This window comes from Rouxiella silvae (assembly GCF_002093625.1).
Lineage (GTDB): Bacteria > Pseudomonadota > Gammaproteobacteria > Enterobacterales > Enterobacteriaceae > Rouxiella > Rouxiella silvae.
The window spans coordinates 1-13,136 of the sequence record NZ_MRWD01000009.1 but is presented as its reverse complement, the minus strand read 5'-3'; the positions used below and the strand labels follow the sequence as shown (position 1 = coordinate 13,136).

Sequence of the window (13,136 nt, the reverse complement as noted above, 5' to 3'; positions counted from 1 at the left end):
CCCGCAGTGCGCAATAGCGTTTTCTCAGATGACCGCTGAAACTTCAGTGGTCATCCTCCAGCCTCTTCCCCCGTTTTTAGAAATCTCTGACTATGGTCGGCTTCTAACTTTTTTACACTGTCATAACGGCCAAATAAGCGGTAGCGATTGAGCGCAATCCCGTTGTAGCAGGCATCTCTGAAACGCAGCGGCAAAATACGCAACGCGGCCATCGCTCGCCAAGGAAAGGGTAAAAAAGACATGACGCGAAATATGGCTTCTGAGCGTTTATAAACGTGGTCGCCGTCAATCAACACAATAGTATTGACGTTTTCGGGTGAGAGTCCGGCCCAAATCGACAGCGCGCGTCCCGCCTCTGACTGTACCGGTGCCATCCTTACGCTGTGTTTTTTATCGTGGCGAATCAGAAAGTTGACCCATCCGTTGCAGAGCCGACAAACGCCATCATAGATAATCACGCGTTCACCTGGCTGAAGATAAGGCGCTGGATTATCCATTGGCCGACACTTCCTCTTTAGCAGGCTGCAAGTCTTTTTGCGGCCGTGGATACTTCCATAGCCAGCGACCACTGGCCATGCGCCAATAAAAGAATGCTCCGCGCACGATCCAGTCAAGGAACATGCCTAACCACACACCGACTACGCCAAATCCGAGCACCACACCCATGGTATAACCCGCCACAATTCGGCAACCCCACATCCCGAGCATTGACACCCACATGGTGAAGCGTGCATCGCGCGCACCTTTTAATCCTGCAGGTAATACCCAAGAAGCGGCCCAGAACGGAATGAAGGCCGCGTTGAGCCAGACTAAAATTTTCACGACGTCGATGACGTCTTCTTCACGTGTGTAAAACGAGGCGAGCATGCCCGCCAACGGCACCGACAGCAGTGCCAGCGAGCAAATGCCTATCGCCGAAAGCCAGTAAACGTGGCGCAGCTGAAACTCTGCCTGACCTATCTCACCTTTGCCCAGGCGCGTGCCGACAATAATCGTAGCCGAGGAGCCGAGTGCATTACCCGGAAGGTTGATTAACGACGCAATAGAGAAGGCGATGAAGTTACCGGCAATCACGTTGGTACCCATGCCGGCCACAAAAACTTGCGTTAACAGTTTGCCGCCGTTAAACAGTACAGATTCAATGCTGGCCGGAATGCCAATGCCTAATACTTCGACCAAAATGTTGGTGTTGATACGGGTAAAATAGCTTTTTAACGAAATTTTTAACGAGGGATTAAAGCCGATAGCCAGCACGTACAGCACCGCGGCGGCGCCAATATAGCGTGAAATCGTTAAGCCCAATCCCGCACCGATAAAGCCGAGACCTTTCCAAGAAAAGCAGCCGTAAATCAGTACAGTGGTAATCACTATGTTGAGAATGTTCATGCCGCCGTTAATCAGCATCGGAATTTTTGTATTACCTGCTCCGCGCAGTGCACCGCAGCCAATGAGCGCAATGGCCGCTGCCGGATAGCTCCATACCGTGACGCGTAAATAACTTAGCGCCAGGGCTTTTACCTGCGGCGCCGCATTACCGGCAATTAAATTAATAATACTTTGTCCGCAAAATTCGATGATAAGCGCCAGAATAATGGCAAACAGAGTCATGATAATAAGCGACTGCCGGGCGGCATCGCGTGCGCGTTCGTGATTCAGCTTGCCGAGGCTGAAGGCGACCACCACCGTAGTACCCAGATCGATAGCGGCAAAAAACGAAATTACCACCATATTAAAGCTGTCTGCCAGACCAACGCCAGCCATGGCTTCTTTGCCTAACCAACTGACAAGAAAGGTACTTAAAACCCCCATCAGCAGCACACAGGCATTTTCAAAGAAGATAGGTACGGCCAACGGCGTTATCTCTCGCCAAAACAGTACCCGATAGGAACGCCGCTTGGGATACCAAGGGGTACGCTTGATAGCGTTGAGCGCAGAGGCTCTAAGGTTTTGCAAAATAGTTCCAGCTTTATTAAAAAGTGAATTTCACTAAATAAGCATGATTAAAGAATAACAATTATGCAAAGTCTTTTTGTATCAGATCTTTTAAATTAAACCGTTATTTCAAGCTGGTTGAACAGGCGAACCACAGCGCAGAAAATCATCCCATCATGGACTAGTTAAGAAGGCGGTTCTTGGTGCTTTTTCACTGAGCCAAGTTCCACGATGATGGTCGACATCAGGCAGCGAGGCCGCGGCCGCGTCGCCTATTGCATTAACTATCATTCAACAGTGAAAAGGGTTTTCAATGAACCAGCGTATAGATTATTTCCAGCTCTCTTCCGGACTGGCCAAGAAATATCTCGATTTTAATACTGCCGTAGGCAACAGCGCTGTCGTGAAGGAGTTCAAAATATTGGTCACCGTACGCGCTTCACAGATAAATGCCTGCGGTTTTTGTCTGGATATGCATGTCAAAGAAGCCAAAATTATGGGCGAGCGTGAGCTGCGTGTTCACCACATTGCTATCTGGCGTGAGTCAGCGCTGTTTACTCCACGGGAACGGGCAGCGCTGGAGTGGACCGAGGCGTTGACCACGCTTTCTGCACAAGGCGTGTCGGACGAAATTTATGACCGCGCGCGCACCCATTTTTCAGAAGAGGAACTTTCCGACCTCAGCTTCCTGGTGGTGGCGATTAACGGCTGGAACCGTCTAAACGTGGCCGTTCGCATGAAGCCAGGATCGGCCGATGCGGCCTATGGCTTGGATAAGGCGGGTCTTAACTGAGTTTGACTAGCGCGACCTCAGTCTTATCACGGCGTCTTACTGCAACCACGCATAGGGCGCCGAGCCTTTTTTCTCACAGCAGTGACAGGATCTGTCGGCCTATATTCTCGGCCTGGTGCTGCGATTCAATATTGGTAAAGCCAATAAGCAGTCCGCGCTCACCCTGACTATTGCTGCTCCAGCTCGACAGCGCGTGGGTATAAAGCCCACTTTCGCGCATGCGGGCCGCAATTCTGGCGTCGTTATGCGGAGCGCGTAGGCGAAGAACCAAATGCATGCCGCCGGGCTGTGGGTCGATGGTCAGATGGTGGCCGAGTATCTTACTTAGCCCGGCCACCGCCATGGCTCGCCGTTCGGCATAGAGTTTTCGCATGCGGTGAATGTGCCGCGAAAAATGCCCCTCCATCATCATTTCGCAGACGATAGCCTGCGGCATTTCGCTCATCCCTTCAAAAAAACTCAAACTCGTGCGCTCAAAGTGTTCGACCTGCTGCTCGGGTACAACCAGATACGCTAGCCGAATCCCTGGAAAAAGCACCTTGCTGAAGGTGCCGCAGTATAAAACTCGGCCCTGATTATCGAGGCTTTTCAGCGCCGGAAGCGGACGACTGACGTAGCGATACTCTCCATCGTAATCGTCTTCAATAATCCACGCCTGTTGGCGCGCAGCCCACTCCAGCAGCGCGAGACGCCTCGGCAGTGAGAGCGAAACGCATAATGGACTTTGATGGGCCGGCGTCACGATGGCTGCGCGGGCATATTCCGCCCGTTCCCGTCCCTCTGACACCACAATACCTTCGGCATCAACCGGCACCGCAATCTGCTTTATATTGGCACCTCTCAGCAGTTCACGGGTTAAGGGAAAACCGGGGTCTTCTACCCAGACCTCATCGTCGGGTTTGAGCAGCGTGTGTAAAATCAGCTGTAGAGTGCCTCGATACCCCGCTGTAATAAACACCTGCGAACCGTTACAGTGAATCCCTCTTGCCATCTGCAAATAAGCCGCAATCGCATTGCGCAATGCCGGTAAGCCAAGGTGAGCGGGATACTTCATATCATTGGGCTGCATGGCGCGCAAATATCGCGCTCCCAGCCGTGCCCAAATTTTTCGTGGAAACGCGTCAAGCGCGGGCAGTCCCATCTGCAACGGCATAATAGCGGGCGGTTGCAGACCGCTGTAGTGAGTAGGAGCGGCAACGACAATGTTTTTTGGAGCAGACTGCGGCGGTATGTTGGGGGCAACGCGTGTGCCCGCTTGGCCTTGGGGCTGAATATAACCTTCTGCGGTCAACAAAGAATAGGCAGCTTCGATAGTCCCTCGCGCCAGCCCAAGCTCTTTCGCCAACTGGCGCGCCGAGGGCAGTCTGTCGCCGGGTTTTAACAGTGCTTCGGCAATTGAGCGTCTGATGCGATGATAAATTTGACGATAAAACGGCTCATCACTGAGCCGGTCAAGAGTCATTAATTGATTGCTTTCAGTGGCCCTCATGCTTTTCTCCGCGCAAAGGTGTGTTCACAAAGAAAATCGATCAAAGCTCGCAGCCTCGGCGTCATGCAACCCCCCGAAGGCCAGAGGATATTGAAAGAGGCGCTGTGTGAGACAAATGGGTTGAGCACGCTTTGTAATTTACCGTTGGCAAGCGACTCGCGCACGGCAAATTCGGGCAGGCAGGTTATTCCTAAGCCCTGTTGGGCGAAGTAAACCTGCGCCTCAAGGTTATTGCAAACCATTGAAAGTGGCAGAGCAAGCGGCCGTTCGTGCACCAGCGGCCAGGGTTCAATTTTTCCGCTGCGGCTAAAACGATAGTGCAGACAACTGTGCTGTGCCAAGTGCTCGGGGGACTGAGGAGTGCCGTGTTTGGCGAGGTAGGCGGGCGAGGCGACAACGAATTTAGTGTAATCACCAAGCTTGCGCAGGTTAAGGCGAGAATCCGTCATTTCACCGGTACGGATCACCGCATCGAATCCTTCTTCAATCACATCAACCATTTTATCGCTGAAATTCAGCTCCAGCTCCACGTCGGGATAGCAGGACATAAACTCGCTCAGCACTGGCAGCATTAAGGAGCCGACCATCGGCAGGCTTATGCGCAGGCGACCCCGTGGATACTGCGACGCGAGGCTAAGCTCGTGCTCGGCGGCTTCATATTCGGCCAGTATCCTGCGGCTTCGCTCAAGAAAAAGCTGCCCCTCTGCGGTCAGCGTCAGGCTGCGCGTACTGCGGTGAAACAGCCGCACGTTAAGCTTGTTTTCGAGGCGTGAAATGCTTTTGCCGACGGCTGATGCCGACACGCCCAATGTGCCGCCTGCGGCAACGAAACTGCCGGTTTCGGCGACCTGTACAAATACACCAAGGCTGCTGAGGCTGTCCATTTCATCTCCCATTACGGACAAAATATTCCGTATATAAAAGAAATCTACCCTACTTTTTCCGCATTCCCAAGCGTTCTATCTTGAGTTCACGACGTAATCTTTTAGGGAATATCACATGGTACAGCCAGCTTCGTGGGTTAAAAATCCGCATGACAACAAAGGTCAGTATGAACAGTTTTCTGCCGTTAATCGCGTGATCGGTCAGGCATTGGCTGACAATCGCCTAGTGGGCGCGGTGGTCATCGTTGCCCATCGGGGGGAGATTTGCTTTCAAATCGCCGACGGTTGGGCCGACCGTGAAGCGCAGAAATCGATGTCGCTGAACACCTTGTTTCGCCTGGCATCGGTGTCCAAACCGATTGTCTCGGCGGCGGCAATGGCGCTTATTCGTCAGGGACGATTGTTTCTCGATTGTCCGGTGGATGCGCTGCTGACCGATTTTCGCCCGACCTTGGCCAACGGCGAAACGGCGACGATTACCGTGCGCCAACTGCTGAGCCACACCGCTGGACTGGGATACCGTTTTCTTGAAAGTGATGCGCAGGGACCTTACGCGCAGGCCGGAGTTTCTGACGGCATGGATAATGCAACACAGTCGCTGAGCGAAAACTTACGCCGATTGGCCAGCGTGCCGTTGCTTTATACGCCAGGCACCGCCTGGTGTTATTCGCTGGCCATTGACGTGCTGGGGGCGGTTATTGAGCAGGTGTGTGGCCTACGCCTGGATCAGGCGGTAAAAAGTCTGGTTACTGAGCCTTTGCGCATGGAAGACAGTGGATTTTATACCCTACAGCCAGAGCGTCTGGCGACGCCTTACGTCAGTGACCATCCTCAGCCGCACATTTTGGCAGAAAATGAATCCGTTTCACCCTTTGAAGAAAGCGTTGGCATACCTTACTCATTGCATCGCATTCTGAACGCCGAGGCTTTCCCCTCCGGCGGTGCGGGAATGGTCTCTAACGCACCTGATTTACTGCGTTTTTTTGAAGCGCTGCGTCAGGGCGGTGAGCCGATAATTTCTTCATCACTCATTGATGAGATGGGGCGTGACCAAACATCGGGTGCCTTGCTGCCTAACGCGCCGGGATTTGGTTTCGGCCTGGGATTTTCGGTACTTCGTGACCCAGATGAGGCCGCGTCGCCCGAGTCGGTAGGGACTTGGCGCTGGGGTGGGGCGTACGGTCATTCGTGGTTTGTCGACCGCCAACGTGAACTGACGGTGGTGGCGTTGACCAATACGTTGTATGAGGGAATGTCTGGGCAGTTTGTCAGCGACCTGCGTGATGCCGTCTATGCCAGCCTTTTTAGCGGGAATAACTTATGAACCGCGACGCACGACTGCCAGTATCAGGGCTGCTGGCTTTGGCGATGACCGGGTTTATCGCCATTATGACGGAAACATTGCCCGCGGGCCTGCTGCCGCAAATCAGCGACGGCCTGTACGTTTCGCCGTCGATGGCCGGTCAGATGGTGACGCTGTACGCCTTGGGCTCGCTGGTGGCGGCTATTCCCCTGACCGTGGCGACCCGCGGTTGGCGGCGGCGCAGTGCACTGTTGAGCTCGGCCATCGGTTTTTTACTGTTTAATTCTCTGACCACCTTTTCAACGGATTACACCCTTACGCTGGTGGCGCGCTTTTTTGCCGGCGCTTCAGCGGGATTGGCCTGGGGGCTGATCGCCGGCTATGCCCGCAGAATGGTTGCGCCCGCACTTCAGGGCAGGGCGATGACGCTGGCGATGATTGGCACACCTCTGGCGCTGTCACTCGGCGTGCCGCTTGGTACGTGGATTGGTTCTTGGGTCGGCTGGCGTAGTGCATTTGGCATTATGTCGGTGTTAACGCTGCTGCTTATCGGCTGGATATTGGCCAAAGTGCCAGACTTTCCGGGAGAGGCGCGTCAGAAGCAGCTCTCGCTGTATCAGGTGTGGCTGCTGCCCGGCGTGAGACCGGTGCTGATGGTTATTTTTACTTGGATAACCGCGCACAACATTCTTTATACCTATATTGTGCCTTTTTTAACGCCTCTCGGCCTTGCCGGTCAGACGGACAGTATCCTGCTGTTGTTTGGTCTAAGCGCCCTGCTGGGCATTGGATTGACCGGTTTTCTGGTTGACCGCTGGCTGCGCAGGAGTGTGATTTTTAGCCTGGCGATTTTTGCACTAACCACACTGGCCTTTGGCAGTGTGGCACAGATTGCACCGGTATTTTATTGCGCCATCTTTGCCTGGGGGGCAACCTTTGGCGGCGCGGCCACATTGCTGCAAACCGCCTGTGCCGATGCAGCAGGCGACAGTGCGGACATTGCTCAATCGATGATTGTGGTGGCGTGGAATTTGGCTATTGCCGGAGGAGGCATTGCGGGGGGAGTATTGTTGAAATCGCAGGGCGCGGGGGCATTTCCGTGGGCGATGCTGCTGCTGCTGACGATCGGTCTAGTGATTGCGTTCAGTGCCCGAAAAACGGGCTTTACGCCTGGGGCCCGCCAATCGGAAACCGTTTAATAATGACGCGGCTGACGGTTAGCGGTGCTGGGCTGCAAAAAAAGCGAGTTGTTTGCTTCTATTCGGGGCAGCGGCGCGACCGGGTGCAACTTTGGTGGCCTTGGTCGGATCACCCGCGACAAACTCCAGCGTTGGCGAGTAGTAAAAAGGCAGCCAGCCGCCGTACCCGTTTTCCCACTCCCAACGAACCGGGCAGGGCCACAGAATGTCTTCATACATGATGTAATAGGTCCAACGTCCATGCGGACGGCGTGGTTTACTTGCGCTCATAGGTCCGACAACGAATGTGAAAGTGAATGAATCAAACCCTGCTATTTTCGCTCTCGGCGTCACAGGTTTCAACCTATTAACATGATAGGGCGAAATTTAATCAACCCAGCCGGGGGCGCAGCACTTATGTTTCTGGCGAAATTTTATGCAGCAGGGCAATAAACTGGCGAGTGGTATGATGAAGCTGCATCATGGGCAGTGCGATATTACTGTCGGCATGGTTTAGCTTCGTTTCCAGCATCAGGCAGAGATGTTTTCCTGCCTCAAAATGCGTCAAGGCGAAATTGCCCTTGAGGCGATGAATTTTGCTTTTCATCGTTTCAAGGTCATTTTCTTTCCATGCGCTTTCAATCAGCATCAAATCTTCCGCACTGCTTTTCTGCAGTTCGTCTATCAGCTTGATAATCACCGGTTGCTTATCTGAAGCCAGGGTAAGGATTTCACTTAGGTTGATGTGGCGATTAAACAATAATTCATGCAGGCAATTTTTCAAATCTGACTGGGTCATAGGCTTGGTTAAGTGACCGTCCATCCCTGCGCTGATGCACTTGGTCTCCTCATCTGAAAAGGCGTTCGCCGTACACCCGACGATGGGCAGATGCTCAGTGTTATCCCCTTCCAAAAGACGTACCTGAGTGGCGAATTCGTACCCTGACATACCCGGCATCTGGCAATCTGTCAGGATCATATCGGGTCGACGAGTCGCGGGTTGCTGCAGGTGTTTGAGTGCTTCTTGTGCACTGTCGAAAGTCGTTACCTGATGACCCAAGGCGGTAAGCTGCAGTTTCATTACCAGCAGATTGGCAGGCAAATCGTCAATAATCCACAGCCTACAGCTCTCGCCTTCTGTGATGGGGGCGGGCTGCGTGGTGGCGACAGTAGCCGATGCTACACATTGGCAACCTAGGGTAACGGTAAACGTCGAACCTTGATTTTGCTGTGAGGTGATGTCGAGTTTACCGCCCATAAGCGTGACCAATTGATGGCAAATAGTTAGGCCAAGCCCGGTGCTGTCTGGCGTCGCTGAGGATATTTGGCGGTAGGGTTTGATAATGCCCGGCAGCAGTGATGCTTTAATACCTATCCCACTGTCACTGACGCTAAGTGTGATCTGATGCGTATTATCGCCAAGGTCAATCACCTTTATTGCAAGCGCTATGTGCCCCTGCTGGGTGTATTTGACCGCGTTGCTGAGCAGATTATTAAGGATTTGAACCATTTTGCCTTCGTCCAGCAGGTAATCTTGGCCGAAGCAGCTTTCTATATCGCTGTCCAACCGCAGCCCTTTTCTTTCTGCCAGATTCTGATAAGCATCCGCTGCGTTTTCCAGCAGGGAATAAAGAGAAACAGGCGCGAGTTTCAGCTTCATTTCGCCCGCCTCTATTTTTGACAAGTCGAGAATGTCGCCGATAATTCTTAGCAGTCCGCGAGAGGCGTTATAAGCCACTGAGATGGGCGATTGTGAATTATTGATGCGCTGATTTTCAATTTCAAGCACGCCCATGATAACGTTCATCGGCGAGCGAATTTCGTGGCTCATTCGGGCTAAAAACTCACTTTTTTCATGGCTGAAAGCGTTGGCTTCTTCCAGCGCTTGCGCCAGTTGAGCCTCAAGTCGAATACGCTCGGTCATGTCGTACCAGCCGATAACCAGCCCCTGTGGTACTAAATGAGTGTTGCTGTAGGGCGTTATCCAGCCAGCAATACTGTGCTGACTGTTTTGCTGACGGTAGCTGCCTTCAAAAAACTGCGCTTCGGTGGCGAGACTTGCCTCCACTAATCTTGCCGTATCGAGTGCAGGGTTAGCAAAAAAACGCTGATTAAAGTGCTCAACCGCACTGCCAATAACGGCTGCAGGCTCGACCTGCAGACTTCGACACAGCGCGTGATTAACGTGAGTAATAATGGCCGCAGAATTAGAAACCATAACCGGCGTCGACAGGCTGTTGAGCAGGGTTTCCCAAAACTTTATCGCATCCTTTAGACGCCGCTCGACTTTTTTACGCCGTAAAATCTGAGTAAACAGAATGCCAATTAAAAATAAAGCGATCACTGCCACTATCACTGCTGCATTATCAAAGTTGCGATGATTTTGCTGTAGCAGAGGCACAATATTCATCAGTGTCTGCACGGTGAAGTTACGGCTGATGATGTTGTTCACTTGTTCCTGCGGTAACCGCTGTATTGCCTGATTGAGCGCGGCCAGGGCGGCAGGGTTGTCGTTGCGCGTAAGCAGATGCGTTCGAGTTATTAGAGAATCAAGGTGATAAACCTGCAGCTGTCCTGGGAATATGTTTTCGCTGAGGACATTGGCTGCCTGCTCTCGGCAAAATACGCCATCAGCGGCACCCGCTTTCAGGAGTGTGACCGCATCTCCCAGAGAGGCGCTGACGATGATAGTGATCTGCGGATAACGCTGTTTTAAGGCCTCGATTGGCGCGTCGCTAACCACAATGACGCGTACGTCGTTAAGATTGCTGAAATCAAGCCCCTGCGCCATTCTGCCGCTGAGTGAAACCATACGCCAGTGAGTCGTAAACAGAGGGAGGGTTTCAACCAAGTTGCCAGGCAGAGTTGCAAAGGCGCTTTCTGAAAATACGGCATCAAGGTCTTTTTCGGCCAGCAGAGTGTTCCGTTTGCCGTGGTCTTTGAGCGGAATTATTTTAAAATCATTAAATACTGAATCTTGTTGCTTGAGCTGTTTTTCTAACAGGGTTAGCAGCGCAGGTTCAATATTATTATCTTGAATAGAGGTATTTATTTCGTTGTAGCGCACGTCAACGCTGTCAATGCCAACGCGTAGCGACGCCGCCTGCGCTGCGTTGGCACAGGTCAGCATTGTTAAAATGAAAAGGACGGTTAACCGACTCACAGGTCCATCTTAAGCAGATATTCAAACAGCTCGGCATCCGTTGACAGGCTCAGTTTGTTCATGGCGCTCTTTTTTTGGCCACTAATGGTCTGTTTTGAACGATGCAGCATCTGGGCAATCTGGTTCACCGTCTGACCCTGATTTAATAGACGTAATACCTCACTTTCTTTTGGGCTAAGTTGCCCATAGGCCGAGAGGTACTGAGGGTTTTTTTCAATCTGAGGATGGCTATTGCGTGGTATGACGAGGCCCATGGACAAAGATTTGAGGCACGCGTTGAGTTCTGTGCCCAGGCTCTGCTTGTTTATAACCGCAATCACCCCAGCTTTAAGCATAACGTTAACAATAGCCTGATTAGAAAGAACGCTTATCACGACTATAGGTAGCGTGGGATAGGTGCGCCTTAAATACTGTATCAGGTGCAGCCCATCGGATTGCTGATTTCCCGGCATGGTGAAATCAGTCAGTAACAGGTCGGGTTGAGAATTTTTAAGCGCACTAAGCAGCTCATCGACATTGCTGGCCATGCCACTCAGGGAGAAGTCTTGGCTAAACTGCGTTTCGAGCAACGTTTTAAGGCCGAGTAGATAGACCGGATGATCGTCTGCTATCAATACTGTTTTCATTTTATCGGCCCGCTTGGCTTAGATTGTTCTGATAAACGATCAGTACCCCATTAACATATATATTGGCAGTATTGTCGTGGTCGCATAACAAAGCAATGTGCGTATCACTGAATGTCGAGTCGGTTAACACTAATGAAAGTGATTGTGAAAAAGGTGTTGCGGTAGTTTTATTTGTACCATCAAACCAGGGGGAAAATATGATTCGGTCTTCTGGGGTCATTCGCCCTAATAGTTGAGCCGGTGTCGCCAGTAAGTTAGCTGGGAATTTAATTAACTGACTGGCAGGATCGCTCCAGATGATTTTTTGCAGCGAAACATTAATTTTAAATTGATAATGGAACTGGGTGGGCGTTGCAGAATAGGCAAGTAGCAACTGTTGGTCGCTGTGTTTTTTTGCTAAGTAGATATCGGTAATGCCGCTGCGCACCAGAAGCCCGGATATGAATATTGCTAAAAGATAAAGTTGAGAGGCGGTGACTCCACTGCCGTTATCATAATAATCTGCAGAAAATGGGCCGCGATGATAAATAGTCGTGATGCTAATGATAAGCGCCAGCGCGACATAGAGAAATGAAAGCCTTTTTTCATTAATAAATAATGAAGAAAGTAATGTCATGCCAAACAATAAATAAAGTGAAAACTCGATAGCGGGAACGCTTTGGTCAAAGTCGCTTTCGGGTAAAAATATGGCAACGGACAAGATAAGAATACTGCTCATCAACAGCAGGCTTCGGCTATGGGTCCGCTTGTTTACAGAAAGTTGACTGAGTTGATTAACCACAAAGAGAGGTGCCATTGCTAGGCAGCCAGTGGCATTAGATATGCTGGAACTGGTGAAATGCGAGAAAACAATGGGGTAAGACAAAAGTCTGAGAAGATAGACGTTTATCATACCTCCAACCGCGCTCGTACCTAACACAATGCTGATAAAAATAGTCATGGCAGTCAGGTTGTTGACGCTAGCGCTTCCCTTTATTGCGCTCTGCCAAATCATGGCGTTAAAGCAAAGGATCATCAGATCATTGATGGCAAAAATCAGCGCGATATCCATCGGGCGGTCGTGGAGATAACTGGCAAAGACATGCAAAATTCCGGCGCTGACCAGCCATATCGGCCAGCGAGATACTGAGGTGGTGCATAAAACACCCAGAGTAAGTCCTGCAGGAAGCCAAATAGATGAGGATAGGCTGCCGTTATCGCGCGTTTCGAGGCAAATAAAAGCCAAAGATAAGTAACTTAATGAAAACAGTAACCATTTCAGCGGAAACGCCCATTTAATCATTTAACTTACTCTTAGAATAACGTGAGTCACAGTACCACGAGATCTTGAGTATACAACCTTATCGATAAAACGACCTGGCGAACAGCGATAAACTCGTCATTAATCCTGCACCTAACGTAGCGAATTTGAAGGTTTTTTTTTCACTATGCTCAGGCAGACTCGATTCGTTGCTGGGCATATCCGGTAACAAGGTGAGGTCAAGCATGGCGCCGTGTCGTGGAATCGTTCTTAACATGGCTTTAGGCAGATTATTTTCAGACAGCAGGTTGCGAAACTTATGGATAAGTTGATGATAGTTGTTGTCGCTGACCATGCCGCCTTGTTCATACCAGACAACATTAATAATATCGTTTTTTTGAGTAATGCCTTTTAATAGGCAAATAATAAGTCTTTTGTGTTTTTCTGTGACTTCAAAAACTCTATTGTTAATGTTCATTTGATTTCCTTTGCAAGTAATAGCAGCGGAATCGGCAAATGGTTCGTTAA

At 50.9% G+C, this 13,136-nt stretch carries 12 protein-coding genes; 3 read left to right on the top strand and 9 right to left on the bottom strand.

The genetic code is table 11. The annotated features are described in order from the left end of the window. Positions 1-50: 50 nt before the first annotated feature. Both BS639_RS05215 and BS639_RS05210 read right to left on the bottom strand, forming a co-directional pair. The gene (locus tag BS639_RS05215) at positions 51-497 is read right to left on the bottom strand and encodes a thiol-disulfide oxidoreductase DCC family protein (RefSeq protein ID WP_055781340.1); all 447 of its coding nucleotides are present in this window, start codon (positions 495-497) and stop codon (positions 51-53) included. After that, positions 490-1,953, bottom strand: coding sequence for an EmmdR/YeeO family multidrug/toxin efflux MATE transporter (locus BS639_RS05210; protein ID WP_055781344.1), 1,464 nt, complete (start codon positions 1,951-1,953; stop codon positions 490-492). The genes BS639_RS05215 and BS639_RS05210 overlap by 8 nt, the downstream gene beginning before the upstream one ends. 292 nt (positions 1,954-2,245) lie before the next feature. Here BS639_RS05210 and BS639_RS05205 point away from each other — a divergent pair, with 292 nt between their 5' ends. After that, positions 2,246-2,725: a carboxymuconolactone decarboxylase family protein gene (locus BS639_RS05205; protein WP_055781346.1), complete on the top strand. Its 480-nt coding sequence runs from the start codon at positions 2,246-2,248 to the stop codon at positions 2,723-2,725. Between the two features lie 73 nt (positions 2,726-2,798). Here BS639_RS05205 and pdxR read toward each other — a convergent pair whose 3' ends face one another. Together pdxR and BS639_RS05195 are read right to left on the bottom strand one after the other, a co-directional pair. After that, positions 2,799-4,214 (bottom strand): MocR-like pyridoxine biosynthesis transcription factor PdxR, encoded by a 1,416-nt coding sequence (pdxR, locus tag BS639_RS05200; protein WP_084982414.1) that lies wholly within the window; start codon positions 4,212-4,214, stop codon positions 2,799-2,801. Further along, entirely contained in the window at positions 4,211-5,098 is an 888-nt protein-coding gene (locus BS639_RS05195) for a LysR family transcriptional regulator (RefSeq protein WP_055781353.1), read from the bottom strand. The genes pdxR and BS639_RS05195 overlap by 4 nt, the downstream gene beginning before the upstream one ends. A gap of 115 nt (positions 5,099-5,213) precedes the next feature. Between BS639_RS05195 and BS639_RS05190 the strand changes: the two genes are divergently transcribed. Continuing rightward, positions 5,214-6,422, top strand: a complete 1,209-nt coding sequence (locus BS639_RS05190; protein ID WP_084982413.1) for a serine hydrolase domain-containing protein — start codon at positions 5,214-5,216, stop codon at positions 6,420-6,422. Beyond that, positions 6,419-7,600: an MFS transporter gene (locus BS639_RS05185; RefSeq protein WP_084982412.1), complete on the top strand. Its 1,182-nt coding sequence runs from the start codon at positions 6,419-6,421 to the stop codon at positions 7,598-7,600. The genes BS639_RS05190 and BS639_RS05185 overlap by 4 nt, the downstream gene beginning before the upstream one ends. A gap of 18 nt (positions 7,601-7,618) precedes the next feature. Here BS639_RS05185 and BS639_RS05180 read toward each other — a convergent pair whose 3' ends face one another. The 5 genes from BS639_RS05180 to BS639_RS05160 all read right to left on the bottom strand — a co-directional run. Beyond that, positions 7,619-7,870, bottom strand: coding sequence for a hypothetical protein (locus tag BS639_RS05180; protein WP_072156510.1), 252 nt, complete (start codon positions 7,868-7,870; stop codon positions 7,619-7,621). A gap of 124 nt (positions 7,871-7,994) precedes the next feature. Then, a complete protein-coding gene (locus tag BS639_RS05175; RefSeq protein WP_084982411.1) occupies positions 7,995-10,742 on the bottom strand; it encodes an ATP-binding protein in 2,748 nt (915 codons plus the stop codon). Continuing rightward, entirely contained in the window at positions 10,739-11,368 is a 630-nt protein-coding gene (locus BS639_RS05170) for a response regulator transcription factor (RefSeq protein WP_084982410.1), read from the bottom strand. The genes BS639_RS05175 and BS639_RS05170 overlap by 4 nt, the downstream gene beginning before the upstream one ends. Position 11,369: 1 nt before the next feature. Next, positions 11,370-12,650, bottom strand: coding sequence for an MASE1 domain-containing protein (locus tag BS639_RS05165; RefSeq protein WP_084982409.1), 1,281 nt, complete (start codon positions 12,648-12,650; stop codon positions 11,370-11,372). Positions 12,651-12,708: 58 nt separating this feature from the next. After that, a partial coding sequence (locus BS639_RS05160; protein ID WP_233427623.1) for a winged helix-turn-helix domain-containing protein occupies positions 12,709-13,136 on the bottom strand: 428 nt, incomplete at its 5' end.